Origin of the sequence: Olivibacter domesticus (assembly GCF_900109575.1) — a bacterium.
GTDB classification, from domain to species: Bacteria; Bacteroidota; Bacteroidia; order Sphingobacteriales; family Sphingobacteriaceae; genus Olivibacter; species Olivibacter domesticus.
In genome coordinates this window covers 96,657-111,937 of sequence record NZ_FOAF01000006.1, presented here as the reverse complement: position 1 = coordinate 111,937, position 15,281 = coordinate 96,657, and the positions used below count along the sequence as shown (strand labels likewise).

The 15,281-nt window shown below is 39.1% G+C and carries 15 protein-coding genes and 1 pseudogene; 12 read left to right on the top strand and 4 right to left on the bottom strand.

The genetic code is table 11. The annotated features are described in order from the left end of the window. The first annotated feature begins 8 nt into the window (after positions 1-8). Positions 9-2,057 (top strand): IPT/TIG domain-containing protein, encoded by a 2,049-nt coding sequence (locus BMY50_RS19440; protein WP_093327815.1) that lies wholly within the window; start codon positions 9-11, stop codon positions 2,055-2,057. Positions 2,058-2,169: 112 nt separating this feature from the next. On the opposite strand, the gene BMY50_RS19435 is transcribed toward BMY50_RS19440, so the two are convergent. Continuing rightward, complete coding sequence (locus BMY50_RS19435) at positions 2,170-2,622, bottom strand: nuclear transport factor 2 family protein (RefSeq protein WP_093327812.1); 453 nt, start codon at positions 2,620-2,622, stop codon at positions 2,170-2,172. A gap of 426 nt (positions 2,623-3,048) precedes the next feature. On the opposite strand from BMY50_RS19435, the gene BMY50_RS19430 reads away from it, so the two are divergent. The 6 genes from BMY50_RS19430 (at position 3,049) to BMY50_RS19405 (ending at position 11,251) form a co-directional block, all read left to right on the top strand. Next, positions 3,049-3,444, top strand: a complete 396-nt coding sequence (locus tag BMY50_RS19430) for a response regulator transcription factor (protein ID WP_093327809.1) — start codon at positions 3,049-3,051, stop codon at positions 3,442-3,444. Positions 3,445-3,696: 252 nt separating this feature from the next. Further along, complete coding sequence (locus BMY50_RS19425; protein ID WP_093327806.1) at positions 3,697-4,269, top strand: RNA polymerase sigma factor; 573 nt, start codon at positions 3,697-3,699, stop codon at positions 4,267-4,269. 57 nt (positions 4,270-4,326) lie between these two features. Then, positions 4,327-5,304, top strand: a complete 978-nt coding sequence (locus BMY50_RS19420; RefSeq protein WP_093327802.1) for a FecR family protein — start codon at positions 4,327-4,329, stop codon at positions 5,302-5,304. A gap of 115 nt (positions 5,305-5,419) precedes the next feature. Beyond that, on the top strand, positions 5,420-8,842 hold the full coding sequence (locus tag BMY50_RS19415) for a SusC/RagA family TonB-linked outer membrane protein (protein WP_093327799.1): 3,423 nt from the start codon (positions 5,420-5,422) through the stop codon (positions 8,840-8,842). A gap of 17 nt (positions 8,843-8,859) precedes the next feature. Beyond that, a complete protein-coding gene (locus BMY50_RS19410; RefSeq protein WP_093327796.1) occupies positions 8,860-10,377 on the top strand; it encodes a RagB/SusD family nutrient uptake outer membrane protein in 1,518 nt (505 codons plus the stop codon). 40 nt (positions 10,378-10,417) lie between these two features. Then, positions 10,418-11,251, top strand: a complete 834-nt coding sequence (locus BMY50_RS19405; RefSeq protein WP_093327793.1) for an endonuclease/exonuclease/phosphatase family protein — start codon at positions 10,418-10,420, stop codon at positions 11,249-11,251. Positions 11,252-11,317: 66 nt separating this feature from the next. Here the strand turns inward: BMY50_RS19405 and BMY50_RS19400 are convergent, their stop codons facing one another. From BMY50_RS19400 to BMY50_RS19390, 3 genes are all read right to left on the bottom strand, one after another. Beyond that, positions 11,318-11,599, bottom strand: a complete 282-nt coding sequence (locus BMY50_RS19400; protein WP_093327790.1) for a Txe/YoeB family addiction module toxin — start codon at positions 11,597-11,599, stop codon at positions 11,318-11,320. Next, positions 11,581-11,796, bottom strand: a complete 216-nt coding sequence (locus tag BMY50_RS19395; RefSeq protein ID WP_093327787.1) for a DUF2683 family protein — start codon at positions 11,794-11,796, stop codon at positions 11,581-11,583. The genes BMY50_RS19400 and BMY50_RS19395 overlap by 19 nt, the downstream gene beginning before the upstream one ends. A gap of 175 nt (positions 11,797-11,971) precedes the next feature. Beyond that, positions 11,972-12,424, bottom strand: a complete 453-nt coding sequence (locus BMY50_RS19390) for a nuclear transport factor 2 family protein (RefSeq protein WP_093327785.1) — start codon at positions 12,422-12,424, stop codon at positions 11,972-11,974. A gap of 307 nt (positions 12,425-12,731) precedes the next feature. Between BMY50_RS19390 and BMY50_RS19385 the strand changes: the two genes are divergently transcribed. From BMY50_RS19385 to BMY50_RS28185, 5 genes and pseudogenes are all read left to right on the top strand, one after another. Continuing rightward, positions 12,732-13,160 carry a lipocalin family protein gene (locus BMY50_RS19385; RefSeq protein WP_139202299.1) on the top strand — a complete coding sequence of 143 codons (429 nt, stop codon included), beginning with the start codon at positions 12,732-12,734 and terminating at the stop codon, positions 13,158-13,160. A gap of 28 nt (positions 13,161-13,188) precedes the next feature. Further along, the gene (locus BMY50_RS19380; RefSeq protein WP_093328205.1) at positions 13,189-14,073 is read left to right on the top strand and encodes a DUF4886 domain-containing protein; all 885 of its coding nucleotides are present in this window, start codon (positions 13,189-13,191) and stop codon (positions 14,071-14,073) included. A 61-nt stretch (positions 14,074-14,134) separates the two neighbouring features. After that, positions 14,135-14,344: pseudogene (locus tag BMY50_RS19375) on the top strand (type II toxin-antitoxin system RelE/ParE family toxin); the annotation flags it as partial. Between the two features lie 4 nt (positions 14,345-14,348). After that, on the top strand, positions 14,349-14,630 hold the full coding sequence (locus BMY50_RS19370; protein ID WP_238383826.1) for a helix-turn-helix domain-containing protein: 282 nt from the start codon (positions 14,349-14,351) through the stop codon (positions 14,628-14,630). A gap of 435 nt (positions 14,631-15,065) precedes the next feature. Continuing rightward, positions 15,066-15,203 (top strand): hypothetical protein, encoded by a 138-nt coding sequence (locus BMY50_RS28185; protein WP_162276639.1) that lies wholly within the window; start codon positions 15,066-15,068, stop codon positions 15,201-15,203. The last annotated feature ends 78 nt before the right edge of the window (positions 15,204-15,281 follow it).

Genomic DNA, 15,281 nt, shown 5'->3' with positions numbered 1-15,281 from the left:
TAAACAATATGAGAAAATATATATTTTTTTTAACACTAATACTGACTTCTTTTACTCTGCTTATACAATGTAAGAAGGAAGATGATGTAAGAGTCGATGTCGGCGAGGAAGTTTTGCCGATAGAAGCTATAGAGGCAAATGTGTTTGAAGATGGTGGTGTGCAGCTTGTAGCCAACGTAAATAAAATCCCTCAGAATGTGGGGAAATATGGTTTTGTACTGGCTTTAGACAGCGTGATTTCTACCCATAATGGACAGTTCTACTATATGGAGGAAAGTAAACAACTCGCCAAAGGAATGATACGCAAAGATTTAAATACGCAACTGGAGAAGAATAGAAAATATTATTATAGTTTTTTTACTATTAATGATAGTACACAACTAAAAATATACAATGTAAAATCATTTTTATCCAGCGGTTCGAAGCAAATTAAAATTGATTCGATATCTACGAATCACGCGCATCTATTAGATAGTATATATGTTTATGGTAAATATTTTGCAAATAGATATATTAATATCAGCTTTGGTTCGCAGGGTGTTGTGACCAAAGTGTTGAATGATAGTGTTTTGACAGCTTACATACCGCAGGATTTAACGGAGGTATCTCCGGTGATAACCGCGCGATATGATACAACAAGCAAAATTGTTAGTACAGAATTTTCACTATACAAACCAGAGATAACAAGTTTTACCTCAAATCGGTCATTTAATGATATCATTACCATTGAAGGCGATCATTTTGATCTCGATTCCAATCGAATGTCTGTTAAATTCGGTGAAGTAAAAGCGTCGTTTGTAAGTGTAGGGCGTAAGCAGATCAAGGTGAGGGTTCCTGAAGATATAGAGAAGGTAAAAACAAATATTACTGTAAAAGCCCAGCTGCAAAGTTCAACAGGTAGTGAACTATTCAATTTGCAGCTTCCAACACTTGACATTGTGCCAACATCGGGGAAAGCCTGGCAGGAGCTAACAATTAAAGGCAAAAACTTTCATCCAAAACTAGCTAAAAACCAAATCCTCTTTGAGGGCGTAGAAGCAGAGCTGTTGGAAGGAGATACTTCCAGCATTCGGGTGAAGGTGCCTATGGGGCCATTTCCCCGCAGGGCAGCAAAAGTGAAGATAAAATTGCTGGATGCTGAAGTGACTTATAAAGCAGATTTTAAATTGAACGACACATGGGTGATGGTGTCTAGGAAATTTCCGGCGAATAACGATCCTTACAATGTCCATAGTATAGAAGGAAATGTTTTTGCTTACACGTATGGAGATACTTACAACGATAAGAAGATGTATTTCTATAAATGGAATAGATCAAATTATACCTGGACGAAGGGTACGAATACAGCTACCTCGGGGCGAATGGTCGCACTGGATGACAAATTGTATTATTTTCGAAGTGTCCCGAGCGCGTCGCAATTGAGACAGTACGATTATAAGTCAGATACTTGGACTGATTTGCCTGCGCCACCGTCGTTTGAACAACGATACACGACCACCGCATTTGCGGCCGAAAAGCATCTTTATTTACTCTTTAGTGATGATTGGGAACATCCCGAGGAGCCAACTTTTCCGATGTATCGATATAGTATCGTCACAAAGAAATGGGAGGAGATGGCCGGAATGCCCAAAGATCTGTATGGTGGCTATTCATGGAATAATGCATTCTCCATTAGCAATGGCAAGATAGCGATTGTGGGGGCTGGCGCCACCATGACTAATTCGGGAAACCTTTTGGCGTATAATATAGCAAGCAATAGCTGGTCGGCAACACCAGCAGATGGGCCAGGATTCTTATCGGGCGCTGCGGGGTTTGTACATAACGGTCAAATTCACATCATCCCAAGCTCTTCTTTGAACTATGATTTTAACAGTCGTTCTATTTACCGCTATGAAGGAAGTCGTTGGTATCAATTGAAAGAATTAATAGGACCAGATGAAGGTGTTTTTAGCGGTGATAGTAGTAATGCGTTTGTTGTTGGAGATAAGGTATACGTGATTGTCTGGAATGGTGGTATCGTTGGTGTTTTTGAGGCGTCGTTGGCTGACCTGAAATAGGCTATTGACGAAAGGTAAGATAGAAATGATTGCAAACCCCAAGAGGTTGCTTAAAAGCAACCTCTTGGGGTTTGATTTATATGATGAACTTCCCTGCTGGAAGATGTTGTTTTTACTTGTAGGTGGTTACGACTTGGTTAACTTTCCAATCAGCACCTTCCTTGCTTAATGTTACATAATCTACTTTGGTGAAATCACGGTATTTCATTTCCACTTTAGCGATCGAATAATCATCACTTTGTTCCATTACAGTATAAGTAGCACTGCAGTTTTGTTTTACATTTTTCTGTCCTTTTAAAAAACCAATGATTTGTGCTTTACTGTGGCTAATAACTTTGCCATTAGCGTTGGTATTCTGAATGAACTGGCTACCGAATAGCGCATCCATGTTTTCCACATTTCCATTCGTGATGGTTTCGATGTACAGATTTATACTGTTATCTGCGGTGGCTAAACGGGATGATTTGTTTTCAGCTTTTGTAAAAGCGCTTACCGATACAAAGATAAATGCTGCGAAGAAAGTTGTCATTAAGGTTTTCATGATGTTCGTTTTTAAAGTGTTCATAATTAATTTCTTTTATACCCTTGTTAAAATATGTTTACGTTTTGTTTGTTGATTCAAAAGTAGGGTATAAAGCATCGCCAGCCCATGGGAATTAGGCGAACGGAAATAAGAACTCGGTAAAGGGCTGGAATTTTTCGGTGAAAGATATTAGACCTTCGAAGATTCCCGAAGGTTGGGAGAAAGAGAGGAACCGAACATTGCCAGCAAGCACGGACGTATCGAAGAACGAAATGGCATGGGGTTGTGTAGGCAGCACACAATACTTTATTTTATCTCTTTCATCGATTTTGAAACGAGTCTTTGAGTTTATGAGATGTTAATATGTGGGAAACTTTATGAAATATTGGTGTTAATTCTTTTTAAATTAGTATAACAGTGTGAAACGTAGCCGTAGTGTTGACAACGATTACTAAGCCAATTATAATCATGAGAGCCAACCAAAACAATCATTTAATCTATATCGCAATTGCCGACGACGACAAATTCCAACGTTTTATATTGAATTCCTTAATTCGGAAAGATAGTAGGTTTAAGCTTTTATTTGATGCAACAGATGGGCAGGATTTTGTTGGCAAGTTAAAGTTATGTACCACATTACCGGATGTATGTATTATTGACTTAAAAATGCCTAATATGGGAGGTATAGAGACGACTGCCTGCATCAAGAAATACAACGCAATGATTAAGGTGATAGGCTATACATCGAGCGATGATTTTCATGATATATCTTTAATGAAGGAAAATGGCGCAGAGGATGTTGTGGCAAAGTCTAGTGTGTATAGCTTGTTGGATTATATTATGGAGGCGTATATGATAACCTAATAGGCGACTCAGCAACTATAAATTGTCCCACAAACAATGACGACTATCTCCTGCGCCGAACACACGCTATAGAATCTCGTTTCCTAATATGGAGGTAATACAAATTTAATACGTGAATATTAGTTTTGCCATGCACATTCAAAAAAGAACTTTGTGATAATTGAGGTTTTACATAGTATGGAGTTTTGTTGTACACTTGAAAATAGACTATTAGCATTCGGGGATAAATCAATAAAGATGGTTTAACCTTTTATGATAAAACAGAGCCGAATATATACTGATCAGGAGTTGGCCAATGGATTGTTTAATGGCGATGAATATGCTTTTCAATGTATATATGAGCGCTACGCAAAAGCGCTTTACCGTTCGGCATATCAGCTGCTAAATGATAAGGAGTTATGTGAAGATTTAATACAAGAACTTTTTATTAATTTATGGATAAAGCGTGACGTGCTTCATATTTCATCGCTCAAACCTTACTTATATATAAGCATGAAAAACCAAGTACTAATGGCAGTAAGGCGAAAGAAATATCTTTTGAACGAGGAACTACTTTTAGAATTAAAAGCATCGGAAACTATAGAAGATTATGTGCATACTAAAGAATTACAACAATCTTTCCAGAAAGAGATAGACCTGCTTCCTAAAAGGTGTAAAGAAATTTTTAGCTTAAGTAGAATAGAACAATTATCAAACCGAGAGATAGCAGAACGCCTCCAAATTTCCATTAAGACCGTAGAAAACCAAATGACCATCGCCCTCAGAGCAATGAGGATTTTTCTTCAACATTTTTTACTATTAACCATTTTTTTATTTCCATTTTAAAAATTGCAATACACGCTTAGGGGGTAAACCTTTTTTTTGCATCTATCACCTAGATACATGGCAAGAAAAAGAAAAATATCAACAGAGGAGTTAGCACGGCTGGTTGAACAATATTTTAACGAGGAAGCACAAAAGCTTGAAACAAAGGCTGATTTTCCTGACTTCAATGAGCAGGAAGTATTTGAGAAGATCAAGCGCCGGACTTTTGTTAAAAAGGAATCTGAAAAGAGAGAATTACGTGTTTTTTCACGGAAACATATGTGGGCAAAATCTTTAATAGGTGTTGCAGCGCTTTGTATTTTGGTTATTTCTATTTGGCTGGCGGTAGGTAGAAAAACATACAGCGACATTCCCAAAATTGATATGGTGGAGATAAAAACCGCGAATGGAAAGCGGAAAACCATCACATTGAAAGATGGGAGCGTGATGATACTCAATGCTGCATCGGTAGCGCATATCCCGAGCGACTTTGGTAAGACTACCAGATCCATATGGTTGGAGGGAGAAGCTTTTTTTGAGGTAGAAAAGAATGATCAATTACCCTTTTTTGTTTACAGTAGCAGTAGCAAGACCCAAGTGCTCGGAACGTCTTTCAATGTAAGCGCTTATCCACAAGATAATAAGATGTGTATTACCGTTGCATCAGGAAGGGTGAAAGTTGATGCTATGGATGCTGCGAAGCGGAATAACGCTTACATTCTACAACCAAATCAAATGATTGTATTTGATAAAAGAGATAAGAAATATACAATGCAAAAGGTTAATGCACAACATGTTAAAGGATGGATAAATAATAAGCTTCATTTTGAGAAAAAGACCGTATCTGAAATTGTGTCGGTACTAAATCGCTTTTATAATATTTCAATTGTACTAGAAGGAACAGCCCAGCACGCTTGTAGATATACGGTTGATTTTAACAATATTCCGTCAAATACTGCTGCTAAAATACTAGCTGATTTGAGTGCGGCTTCGCTCATACAACAAAAAGGACAACAATATATACTAAAGCTTAATCAATGTAAGGTGCCTATGTAAAAAAAGAAGAAAAGATTAATAAGTAGCGGATAATGCTACCAACATTATCCGCTTAAACAAGGCAATACTAATGCCTCATGTAATTAACGATCTACTTAATCATTAACAATCAAAAATGCAAAATTTATTCCGAAGACCGGCTTGGCTCTTTATTTTTTTATCCAAATTACTTCATGTTATGCGTTTGGCAATTGCAATAACGTTTTTATTTACAACAATATCATTGGCCAGTGAAGGACAAACAACTATATACAATAAGACGATTGACTTCCACGCTCAAAATATTACACTTAAACAAGCTTTTTCCATTATTGAACAGAAAACTGATTTTCTGATTGGTTACAATGCGGATGCGTTGGATGATGAGCAACGTGTAAACGTACAGGCAAAAGATACGCCTGTGGCAGAGATTTTAAAAAAATTATTAAAGGGATATAAGGGTGAAATTTCACAAATTGGTGATTTTAATATTCAGTTGAAAGTTGCTAGAACAGAACCTGCATTTACCGGAATCAGCGTAAAACAAGATGTCCGTATTACAGGTAAGGTGTTGAGTAATACCGGTATCTTTCTCACGTCTGTAACCGTTAAAAATACACGGTCACAAATGAGTGTACTATCGAATAGTCAGGGACTTTTTTCCATAGCTGCCAAACCAGGAGACACATTACAATTTCAATATTTGGGTTATCTCGGAAAAAATATAGCAGTTAACGATAATAAAGAACTGACCGTATACCTAACCGCTAAGGCAAATGATTTGGACGAGGTGGTGGTAATTGGGTATGGTGCTGTTAGGAAAAGAGATCTAACAGGCGCAGTGTCGGTGGTGAACACGGAAGACTTGCGCAATATTCCGGTAACACGGGTGGATCAAATGCTGCAAGGACGTATTGCAGGAGCTGAAATTATGTCTACGAGCGGCGAACCGGGTGCTGGAACGTCCATACGGATTCGCGGTACACGATCTATTTCTGCAACAAACGAACCGCTATACGTCGTTGATGGGGTGATGGATGCCATCAGCGATTTAAATGAATTAAATCCAAGTGATGTAGCATCTATTCAGGTGCTAAAAGATGCTTCTTCCACCGCTATTTATGGCTCAAGGGGAAGCAATGGGGTGATACTGGTTACCACGAAGGGTGGGCGAACTGACGGAAAAACCAATTTTACCTTTCGCTCAGATATTGGAACCTCAAAACTCCCACGTTTTCTAGATCTCATGAATGCAACAGAGTTTGCTCAGCTACAAAATGATCGATTTTATTTTGCCAGCACGGCCAATCAGTCTAAACCCATCGAAGAGTATCCTTTTCCCGATCCGTCAGCCTTGGGAGAAGGAACAAATTGGACCAAAGAAATCACCCGAAGTGCACCTTATCAAAATCATACATTATCCGCTGCAGGGGGAGATAAATCTACGCAATACTATTTTTCATTCAATGTAAATGATAATCAGGGCATCATCATAAATAGTGGGTTGCGCCGCTATCAAGCGAGATTAAACTTGGATAAAACATTTAATAAATATGTAAAATCGGGTATACGGTTTAATTATTCCTATATAGATCATGCAATCAATAAGGCCGACATTGGCACGAGTACATTATGGTATAAATCTACCATCTTTTTGGCACCAACCATACCTGCTTATAAAGAAGATGGAAGTTTCAACGATTGGAATAGTCAGTGGTACAGCGGTACCCTGTTCGATTCGCCACTGGCAAACTCCAAGCTGCAGCGCAGAGATCAGCTAAAAAAGGGACTGTCATCCATGTTTTACGTAGAGGTAAAACCTATTAATAATATCAAAATTAGAAGTTCGGTCTCCTTCTATGACTATAATCGATTTGATGATAATTTTTATCCTTCAACGCTACCGACGCGTGCCAGCAAAAATACTGGAGCATATGCCTATAAAAGAGCATATAGAACACAAAATATTCTAAATGAAAACACCATCAATTATACCAAGACATGGAACGATCATCATGTAGATGTGCTGTATGGGTTTACTTATCAAACATTCCGATATGTAGATATGTCTGTTAATGCCGACGGCTATTTTATCGATGAGGTTAACACGAACGACCTGGCAGCCGTACCTTCAAAGGAGACTGTTAATATTGCCTCGAATTTGGAAGACCAAACACGCTTAGCTAATCTTGCCAGAATTAATTACAATTATAAAAGTCGCTACTACCTAACTATTTCCGGCCGGGCCGATGGGGGCTCCAACTTTGCTGACAATCATAAGTGGGGCTTTTTTCCGTCAGCAGCATTCAAGTGGAATCTTAAAGAAGAAAAGTTTTTGAAAGGATTTAAGGCAATCAATCAATTGGCATTACGATTAAGCGCGGGTGTTTCAGGGAATGATGCGATTGCCCGATACCAATCTTTGGCAATGATGAACTCCATATCGAACGGTTATATTTTTAATGGTGCCACGCCGGTTGCCTATTTACCTTCAAGAATCGCCAATGAAGGGCTAACCTGGGAAAAGACAGCTACCTATAATGCAGGATTGGATGTAACGGTTTTAAATAATCGTTTAGATTTTACAATAGAAGCCTATCAGTCAAAAACATCCGACCTTTTGTTAACCGTGCAACTACCTTCCCATACGGGATATACCAGTCGCCTAAGCAACATCGGAAAAACGTCCAATCGTGGTGTGGAACTGACTGTTAATTCAAGAAATATCGAACGAAAATCATTTAGCTGGTCTTCTTCTTTTACGTTGGCGCATAATAAGCAGTTAGTGGATGATATTGGTGGGCTCGATAGGGTGTCGGCATATGATAATCCATATGGAGCGCAGTATATGATGTATGGCTACGTAAAAGGACAGCCACTCAATGCATTATGGGGGATGCAATATGGTGGGGTATGGAAATCTACGGACGAAATTGAACAGAATAAAAGCGATAAGCGTTACGCCTCCTCTGCCGTAAGTTATTACAGTCCTGGTCGACAGCGCTACATTGATCAAAATCAAGATGGAATTTTGGATAATAACGATCTTGTATACTTGGGTAATGCCGATCCTGTTTTATACGGCGGAATTCAGAATAGCTTTAACATAAAAGGGTTTAATGTAAGCTTTTATTTAAACTATTCCCTGGGTGGTAAGATCTATAACCCTGTTGAACTATTTATGGGCACGGGCACTTACCTATCCAATCAATTTGAATACATGACAAATGCTTGGCATCCGGTAAGAAATCCTACTTCAGACTACCCGAGGGCAGATTCAAAAGATGACATTCCGAATGACCGATTTGTGCATAGTGCCACTTTTTTACGCTTGAAAAATGCGTCTGTTAGCTACACCTTTAATCTTCAGAAAATTATAAGGGCACTCAATACCTTGACGTTGACTGCCAGTGGGAATAACTTATACCTATGGAAGGATTATAACGGATACGATCCGGAAATCTCAACGCAAAGTGGTGGCTCAACAATTCGTCGGATGGATAATGGAGCTTATCCGAATAGTAGAACCATTGTGTTCAGTGCAGAATTGAAGTTTTAACTAGTTAAGCAAAAGAAATGAACATTATAATTAAAAGCCGCTTCTTGCTTGTCTGCTTCCTGACAGTTACAAGTATGCTATTGTCGTGCAAAAAAACACTAAATGAAGAAGCGGAGAGCTTTGTATCTCCCGACCAGTTTTTTAACAATGAAAGCCAATGTATAGCGGCGCTAAATGGATGTTATAACCCGCTAACGGCTATATTTTCCGCTAACTTGATGGTTGCCAATGAGGCCTGTACAGATCTGGCATTTTTAAATTCTTCTCAGTTGGATGCGAAATTCGAGATCTCGCCTGCTAATCCAGGGATGGGACAGGCGGTGTGGGAGCAATGCTACAAAGGTGTTATGTATTGCAACGCGGCGATTAAAGGCATAGAAGGTGCCGGTATTGCTGAAGACCGCAAACCCGCTTTAATTGGAGAGGCTATTGTATTACGTGGACTGTATTTTTATATTCTCACCAGTACATTTGGTGATGTGCCGTTTTATGAAGATGATGTATCTAACCTGGAGGTATTGGATAAGGTTATGAAACTCGGTAGAATGGATGCTACTGAAACGAGAAGTGTACTGATTGAACAGTTACAGCAATATGCCCCTCACTTACCGAATAAGAAAACTGCGGACGTGCCGGATAATAGAATATCTGCTCCTATGGCTTATATGTTGTTAGCCAAAATGGCTATGTGGAACAAGGAATATGAGGTAGCATTGAACGCACTGAAAGAAGTCCAGAAGATATATGGGGCCTTAGCACAATATCCGCTGGAAGATACCTACTTTAGAAATAAAAACACAGCCGAATCTATTTTTGAAGTACAATTTACATGGTCGGCCACCGGGTTAAAGAAAACATCAACAGTGGCCTGCTTTTTCACACCTACGAAAAAGTCGGGAACGGCTATTTATGATGGCGTATCTATACCTGAATTGGGTTCTAAAGCAAATCCTTTTAACTCAATAACCCCTTCTGCCTATTATGTGTCATTGTATGACCTAAATGATCCTCGCCGTAATATTATCCTCGCCTATAATTACAATGGTCAGCCTTTTGAGCGGCCGCTTTCTAATAATGGGACCGGTAAGCCTTGGATGGGCCCTAAATTCTGGTGCCCCGGGATGGACAATATAGCCGATGGTAACAATCAGAAGGTCTTTAGATATGCCGATGCACTGTTGATGATGGCAGAATGTGCCAATGAATTGGGCGATGCTAATTTGGCGATGTCGTGTTTAAATGAAGTGAAAGGAAGGGCCTCTGAAATGTATAAGCTGACAAATTATCCGGGCAAGGACTCATTCTTCCAAGAAATAAAAGACGAGCGCGCACGTGAGTTGATGGGTGAGTATGGACGGAAATGGGACTTGGTGAGATGGGGGATATTTTATGATGCGGTAAAATCAACTACGGCTAATGAATATGAGGTAATTGCCACTAATTTGCGCCCGTATCACGCGTACTACCCCATTCCAGATAGAGAAGTGTTACGGTCACAGGGGGTGTTAACAAATCCGGCATATACCGGACAGTAATGGTATTTCTAAAATAATTCATATGAATAATCAATGTATAATGAAAAGATTCGCTCGTGCCGTATCTTTTGTTGGGGTCATCTTGCTACTGAGTCTAACTATAGGGTATGCGCAACAGTCTATGAAGGTTATTAGCTACAACATTTTTGAAGGTATGCGAAAAGATAGTACAGCCGGTAAAGTTGTGTTTTCAAACTGGATCAAAAGCCAGAATCCTTCAATTGTGGCACTTCAGGAATGCAACCGCTTTACCCAAAAGAAATTGGAAGAGCTTGCTCGTAGCTACGGTCATCCTTACGCTGTATTACTGAAAGAAGATGGTTACCCTGTTGCACTGACCTCCAAGTTTCCCATAGTAGCGGTTGAAAAAGTGTTGGATAATATGCACCATGGTTTTATTGTAGCGAAAACAAATGGATACAATATAATCGTACTTCATTTATCCCCCCACAAATTTTGGAAGCGAAGGGAGGAGATTGATGTAATACTTCAAACAGTGAAAGCCAGGAAATACATGGATGGCCCTTGGATGTTGATGGGTGACTTTAATTCGCTGTCACCTTTAGATAGTAATCTTTACGCCGATGGTAAATTAATACAGCGTTATCAGGAAGCGGCTAAGAAATATTCATTTCATGAAAACCTGGTTAATGGTAGGGCCATCGACTATACCGTACAACAAAAGATGTTGGATGCGGGATTCATAGATGCTGCCCATGCTACCTCGCCACAGAATTATTCATCACGGATAGACTACATCTATATTAGTAAAGATCTGAAATCGGACCTCATCAAAGCAGATTTTATTAAGGATGACTTTACCGCTGCGCGCTCAGATCACCGACCGGTATACTTAGAGTTAAAGGCACATTAATAAAAAATAAGCGGTATCCTGATGACCGGATACCGCTTTATAAAACTTCTTTTGACGCAATGACCTTTATCTATCGCTGTAATGCCCCTTAGCAGAAACCACGGTGACGACTATTTGCAAGTCGTTGATTTTATAAACGAGCCTATCTTTTGAATTGATACGCCTTGACCAGAACCCTGATAGTTCATGTTTCAATTGTTCGGGGTTACCTGTTCCTGTCTCTGGGTGTTCTGTTAATTCTTCGAAAATGACTTCTACTTTCCTGATATCGGATTTATTACCGGACTTATGGATTTCAGCCAGTTGTTTTCTTGCTTTTTTCTCAACGTCTATAGAATATCTGCCCATATGTTTTTGGCATCTTTAATCCTCGTGACATTGCCTTTTTTTGCTGATTTATCAGCGGCCAAAACTTGTTTTACAAATTCAGGATCGTATTGGGTTTCGGTTACTTTGGTTTCGAAATCCATCTTCAATGCCTTGGCAAAGGCTTTCAGCGCAGCTAATTGCTCTTTGTTTTTTGGATGAATTACTACAGCTTCCATAATACAAATTTAGTGAATGGATTTCACAATAGCAATTCAATACGGATAGGAAACGCTTGTTTGATGAATGACCCTATTGTTGTAGTATTTAGAATAACCGATAAATCCCTAAAGTACTTAAAGTAATTTTAGGGATTTAATTTATATGATTGACTTCCTGCAGAAGATGTTGTTTTTACTTGTAAGTAGTAACTACCTGGTTAACTTTCCAATCAGTACCTTCCTTACTGAATGTTACATAATCTACTTTGGTGAAATCACGGTATTTCATTTCTACTTTAGCGATTGAATAATCCTCACTTTGTTCCATTACAATATAGGTAGCACTACAGTTTTGTTTTACATTTTTTTGTCCTTTTAAAAAACCAATGATTTGTGTTTTACTGTGGCTAATAACTTTGCCATTAGCGTTGGTGTTCAGAATGAACTGGCTACCGAAAAGCGTATCCATGTTTTCCACATTTCCATTTGTGATGGTTTCGATGTACAGATTTATACTGTTATCTGCGGTGGCTAAACGGGATGATTTGTTTTCAGCTTTTGTAAAGGCGCTTGCCGATACAAAGATAAATGCTGCGAAGAAAGTTGTCATTAAGGTTTTCATGATGTTCGTTTTTAAAGTGTTCATAATTAATTTCTTTTATGCCCTTGTTAAAATATGTTTACGTTTTGTTTGTTGATTCAAATTAGGGTATTAAGCATCGCTGGCCTATGAGAAATAGGCGAACGGAAAGAAGAACCCGGTAAAGGGCTGGAATTTTTCGGTGAACTGAGATACAGATGCGGTATCCCTGAAATCCATGAGTTAAAACAAAGGTTTTCTGCGATTTACAGGATTGTCTAATCTCCTTAATTTAGTTGCTGTTAACGAGATGGGTGTCGGTGAGGCCGGCTCGTTAAAAGAACTTACAATTATTAATAGTAAAATTTTGCAGATGAAAACAGCCCCAACCTTTCTGAAAATGCTTTTTGCAGTGGTATTGATTACAACCAACCTTTCCTGTTCAAAAGAGGATGACGAACAATTAAAAGTAAGCGATCCCGCTATCGGCGCCTGGAACCTACGGGCGATATACGATGGCACGGAAGCCGTTGATGTAACCGACCGTGCATGCTTTCGTGATTCACGTTTGACGATCGATGAAAACAACATGAACCTGACGCTCTCCGTACCGGACGAAAGTGCGGGCAACTGTCAGACAGAAACGCTTCAATCTGCCTGGCTAAATGAAAACGGCACCTATTATTTGATAGACGGCGACGAGCGGCAGCAAGCGAACATTGTACTGAACGACAGCAATGAGACCTTACAAATGACCATCATGGCGGGTGGAGAACAGGTTGCCCTACTTTTTAGGAAATAGCGCTGATAAATTCTTTACCTTTGCCGATATGTTTAAGATAAAATTCGTATTAAATATCTTATTTATCGTATTCGCTCCGCTGTCCCTGGTATACGGTCAGCCAGCTGCAGGAGATACGATACGGGTATTGGCCATTGGTAACAGTTTTTCTGAAGATGCTGTAGAACAGTACCTCCATGAATTGGCCGATGCTGCAGGAAAAAAGATCGTTATCGGAAACTTATATATCGGCGGTGCCCCATTATCGCTCCATTGGAAAAATATACAGGGAAATAAAAATGCTTATCGCTATCGGAAAATTGCAGCAGATGGCCTTAAATCTACCAGCAATAAGGTAAGTATTCTTACAGCGCTGCAAAGTGAGCGATGGGATTATATTTCCATTCAACAAGCAAGTCGTTTATCCGGTATGTTTGATACATATGTTGAACCGCTTACGGGCATAAAGCATTTCTTAGACAGTGTAGATGCCCCTAATGTTCGGTATATATGGCATCAAACGTGGGCTTATGCGCCTAATTCTACGCATGCTGGATTTGCTAACTATGGAAAAGACCAGCAACGGATGTATCAGGCTATCATGAAAGCTTCTGCTCAAGCAAAAAAAGAATTCCATTTTGACGTTCTTGTACCGTCAGGAACGGCTATTCAAGATGCCCGTACTACTTTTCTGGGTGATAATCTCACCAGGGACGGCTATCATCTGAATCTGCATATTGGACGGTTTATTGCTGCTTGTACTTGGTTTGAATCACTATTTGGAGAAGAGGCACCTACCGATCGCTATCATCCGGAAAAAGTCACTCCCGAAGAAGCTGAAGTTGCTAGACAAGCTGCACATGCTGCGGTAAAAAGTCCATTTAAGATTACCACGCTTAAGATGAAGGCAGTGGCGTCTGAAATTGCCAGATAAAAGGTTTTAGGACTGCTATTCTGTCTCCCGTGTTCATGATAACGCACAAAAGTATTATGAAACGTATCTCAGACACATGGAGAATACAGATGGACTTTTTGAGATCAGAGTTCAACAAGGGAATGACATTTTTCGCATTTTCTGTTTTTTTGACCAGGGTAATTTGGTGGTTTTGGCAAACGGATTTCAAAAGAAAACGCAGAAGACACCTAAACAGGAAATTAAAAAGGCACTTAAGATAAAAGAAGAGTATGAAATCAGTAAAAAGTGACATCATGACACTCGACCAATTCAAGGATAAGCACTATGGTAAACGTGGTTCCGAAAAACGTGAGGTACTTGATTCTGGCTATGAGAACTTTAAAATCGGTGCTTTAATACATGAAGCCCGGATTGAAAAAGGATTGACACAGGAAGAACTGGCAAATAAAGTTGGCACATCCAAATCGTATATTTCAAAAATTGAAAACAATATTAAGGAGGTCCGTTTTTCAACACTTCAAAAAATTGTTGAAACCGGTTTAGGTGGTCACTTGGAGCTCTCAATAAAGTTTTAATCCTGATTGATTGGACACTTCTTTTTTATTGCTTTACACGTAATCGTTGTCCATTGTCTTTTTGTTTATTATTCTTCATTTTTGGTATAGGAAGTTCATCTGGTTCTTAAACTTCACTATGCCTTGTACACATTCAAATTCGTTTCATAAAAAGATACCAGAAGCTGTTTTCAAAATACGACCTGTATTATACGAATGATCTGAAAGGTTTATGTTATTTGAAGTAGAATAAAAATGAAACCTTGGCAACAACTGAGCTTTCATTTTTAGTTTATTCTTTGCCCTTAGCCTTTTTCAACTTTTCAAATTCTTCTTTAAGGATTTGATTTTCTTGATATTGCTTAGTATACTCTTCTTTCCAAAAATCCCTATCTCAGGCTCCACGGAACTGTATGCATTGTACATCTCCACGGGTACTCGATAATGCCGATAAATATGCTCAAAATAGGAGATACGAAGCTATATCATCTCAAAAAGAAAAAGGTACTGAAAGCCTATAAATTAGACGGCAAAGACATATACCTCGAAAATGAAGTAATAGAAGCCATCCGCAATACACTGCGCGACCGCTAATAAAAAGGCTGCAACGCTCACTGGGCTTGCAGCCTTTAATGAGCCTAGCCCCGGTATAGCATCTTGCTAGGATGACTA

What these genes read in the sequence shown, in the direction of transcription:
- BMY50_RS19440 (WP_093327815.1), top strand. Translation starts at nt 9, where the DNA reads ATGAGAAAATATATATTTTTTTTAACACTAATACTGACTTCTTTTACT.
- BMY50_RS19435 (WP_093327812.1), bottom strand. Translation starts at nt 2,622, where the DNA reads ATGAACACTTTAAAAACGAACATCATGAAAACCTTAATGACAACTTTC.
- BMY50_RS19430 (WP_093327809.1), top strand. Translation starts at nt 3,049, where the DNA reads ATGAGAGCCAACCAAAACAATCATTTAATCTATATCGCAATTGCCGAC.
- BMY50_RS19425 (WP_093327806.1), top strand. Translation starts at nt 3,697, where the DNA reads ATGATAAAACAGAGCCGAATATATACTGATCAGGAGTTGGCCAATGGA.
- BMY50_RS19420 (WP_093327802.1), top strand. Translation starts at nt 4,327, where the DNA reads ATGGCAAGAAAAAGAAAAATATCAACAGAGGAGTTAGCACGGCTGGTT.
- BMY50_RS19415 (WP_093327799.1), top strand. Translation starts at nt 5,420, where the DNA reads ATGCAAAATTTATTCCGAAGACCGGCTTGGCTCTTTATTTTTTTATCC.
- BMY50_RS19410 (WP_093327796.1), top strand. Translation starts at nt 8,860, where the DNA reads ATGAACATTATAATTAAAAGCCGCTTCTTGCTTGTCTGCTTCCTGACA.
- BMY50_RS19405 (WP_093327793.1), top strand. Translation starts at nt 10,418, where the DNA reads ATGAAAAGATTCGCTCGTGCCGTATCTTTTGTTGGGGTCATCTTGCTA.
- BMY50_RS19400 (WP_093327790.1), bottom strand. Translation starts at nt 11,599, where the DNA reads ATGGGCAGATATTCTATAGACGTTGAGAAAAAAGCAAGAAAACAACTG.
- BMY50_RS19395 (WP_093327787.1), bottom strand. Translation starts at nt 11,796, where the DNA reads ATGGAAGCTGTAGTAATTCATCCAAAAAACAAAGAGCAATTAGCTGCG.
- BMY50_RS19390 (WP_093327785.1), bottom strand. Translation starts at nt 12,424, where the DNA reads ATGAACACTTTAAAAACGAACATCATGAAAACCTTAATGACAACTTTC.
- BMY50_RS19385 (WP_139202299.1), top strand. Translation starts at nt 12,732, where the DNA reads ATGAAAACAGCCCCAACCTTTCTGAAAATGCTTTTTGCAGTGGTATTG.
- BMY50_RS19380 (WP_093328205.1), top strand. Translation starts at nt 13,189, where the DNA reads ATGTTTAAGATAAAATTCGTATTAAATATCTTATTTATCGTATTCGCT.
- BMY50_RS19370 (WP_238383826.1), top strand. Translation starts at nt 14,349, where the DNA reads ATGACACTCGACCAATTCAAGGATAAGCACTATGGTAAACGTGGTTCC.
- BMY50_RS28185 (WP_162276639.1), top strand. Translation starts at nt 15,066, where the DNA reads ATGCTCAAAATAGGAGATACGAAGCTATATCATCTCAAAAAGAAAAAG.